The organism is Halorhodospira sp. M38 (assembly GCF_022227985.1).
Taxonomy (GTDB): domain Bacteria; phylum Pseudomonadota; class Gammaproteobacteria; order Nitrococcales; family Halorhodospiraceae; genus Halorhodospira; species Halorhodospira halophila_A.
In genome coordinates, this window is the sequence record NZ_JAJNQP010000060.1 from 1 (window position 1) to 2,266 (window position 2,266).

Annotated in this window: 2 protein-coding genes; one reads left to right on the top strand and one right to left on the bottom strand. The window is 58.4% G+C overall.

Annotated features, from left to right (window positions below; all coding sequences use genetic code 11):
* Positions 1–95: 95 nt before the first annotated feature.
* Positions 96–332: a transposase domain-containing protein gene (locus LRA98_RS13240; protein ID WP_443134954.1), complete on the bottom strand. Its 237-nt coding sequence runs from the start codon at positions 330–332 to the stop codon at positions 96–98.
* A gap of 494 nt (positions 333–826) precedes the next feature.
* Between LRA98_RS13240 and LRA98_RS12725 the strand changes: the two genes are divergently transcribed.
* Positions 827–2,194 carry a PDDEXK-like family protein gene (locus LRA98_RS12725; RefSeq protein ID WP_238634258.1) on the top strand — a complete coding sequence of 456 codons (1,368 nt, stop codon included), beginning with the start codon at positions 827–829 and terminating at the stop codon, positions 2,192–2,194.
* Positions 2,195–2,266 lie beyond the last annotated feature (72 nt).

Sequence of the window (2,266 nt, forward strand, 5' to 3'; positions counted from 1 at the left end):
TTGACAGATACCGGGCGATAGGAAAAGCTTAAAAACGCGGCGCGCGGAGCCTGGGAAGCTCCCAGGAAAATGCGTAGCCGACCCTGGAACCGAACTTACCCGATGGCTGCGGACGGGTTCTCTAACACATCGAGCAGATACGCATGGGGCGCTAGGCCGTTCAGCTTAGCGGTTTCGATTGGGCCATAGATGACGGCGCTTTCTTGCGCACCCGGCCGGATCTGGCTGTGCAGGCAGGTCTTATGCGCGACGAGAAAACGGTTGGAAGGTGCTCCGCACAGGCCTGTTATCAAGCAGGATGCGACCCAGTGGGAACCCGCTAGTCTGGGCAAGTATCGTCTGTTAGCGTAACTGAAAAGGGGCTGAGAAGGCTGTCATCCAATGATTCTTCCTTCCTGGCGATCCATCGAGGAGAACTATCGACAAGCTGGGCATGAGGTCTGGATTTGCCTCAGCTCTTCGAATCCCGATCCGCAGCTCTTCAAGAACTACTGGCGGATCTTCACACGTGACAGCCCCTGGGAGGGGCATGATTTCCTCGCCCACTCGCCACTGACTCCCACCTACGAAACCAACGTGGTCATTGATCAGCACCGCGAGGCTAACGAACCGGTCTGGCTTTACGCACTACGCCGGCCGCGTTGGGACCCCTCTCGAATGCCCTGGGATCTCAGCAGCAGGCGATGGAGGGACGTTCAGATTTGGGCGCCAGCCTACGACGATGACCCGGATCCCGTGACCTCCGATGGCTTCCGCTAACTTGGTACCCGTCCATCATCTAAATGGCAGATAAGCCGCGAATCCACCTTGGCGGATGAGATAAACCATGAGTGAACTCCCAGGCAGCGGCGCACCAAGTCGCAGCCACATCCTCATGCTGCAAGAGGCCTTGGAATGGCGCACCAAGGAAAGCCGCCTTCGAACTCAAACGGGTCAGCGGTTCAACCCTTTCACCGCTGTCAGCTCGTTACGCGACGAGACCCGGCACTCCCGAGTTCTCGCGACATTCCTGGACCCAGCCAGCTCTCACGGCCAAGGGGCGGTCTTGCTCGCGCTCTTTCTTCGGGAACTCGGTCTGACGGATGAAGAATCAGCGCCGACTGATGAGGCCGCGTGGCGCATCGCGACGGAGATCACGCTGGGAAACGGCAGCCGCATCGACATCCTCGTCGAAGGTCCCCGCTGGGTGATAGGCATTGAGAACAAGGTCGACGCCGAGGAAGGTCATGGACAGCTGACCGGCTACGCGCAGGAGCTAGCCAAACTCGCCGCTTCCCAACGCGCGGTAGGTCGCAACACACGCGCTGCACTCGTCTTCTTGACCCCTCTCGGTCGAGAACCAAAGGAAGGACGTGAGCACCTGCAGCATCAAGGACTCGATCGCGTTTTGACGTGTAGCTATCCCACCCTGCACGACGAATTGCCGAGTCTGGAGGCGTGGCTGAATCGGGCGCGGCAGGAAACCTCCAATGCCCCGCCCGTCGAACACTTCCTGACGCAGTACCGACGCTTGGTCTCATATTTGGGGGGACAACCAATGGATAAGGACGAAAGCCGGGAATTAGCCAGAGCGCTGATTACGGACGCGGAAACCTTCGCGACCGCCGGGGAACTCGCGCAGGCCTTCTTCGAACGATGCGTAGAGGCGCAGTTGTGGTTCTGGAATGAGTTGGAGACAAAGCTAGGTAACAAGGTTGTTTACACGAATAATCTGAGCGAGGGCCCGGTTCGCGGATATCTGAGTGGCTCTGGGAGAGAGTCTCTTAGTATGTACTACGACACCGGCCTGGTCTGGCACGATTACCGGATCGTGATCGACATCGAGATGCTCGGCGCCAGGGATCGGGACAACCTTACCTGGAAAGTCATGTGCAGTCGGATACGGGAGACCGGCTCCGATTCCGACGATCCAGCGGTCCCGAGAACGCAAATCCCTGCCCACCCGGAGCTCGATAGGCAACTCGCCCCCTTGAAATCGGGATGGGATGATTCACCTTGGTCGTTCCTGACTTCCGACCTCGAGCTCGACAACGGGCACACGCTCGATCTGACCAAGTTCTCTGGCTACGCGCAGCAACTCGCGGGAAACCGAAATGAAGCGTCGACGATCGTGGACGAGGTTGTCAGTCGCATTACGCAGCTCCGCACATCATTGAGTGAGCACCTTCCCGCAGCGCATCACTTGGAGCAATGAAACTAGAAAACTGGACAGCGCTGAAATGCCAGCCATTACGGGGCCTCGGATGTTGGAATGAGGCCCCTGTAT

Bases quoted from the DNA above. Each gene is read 5' to 3' on its own strand.
- LRA98_RS12725 (WP_238634258.1), top strand. From the start codon at position 827: ATGAGTGAACTCCCAGGCAGCGGCGCACCAAGTCGCAGCCACATCCTC.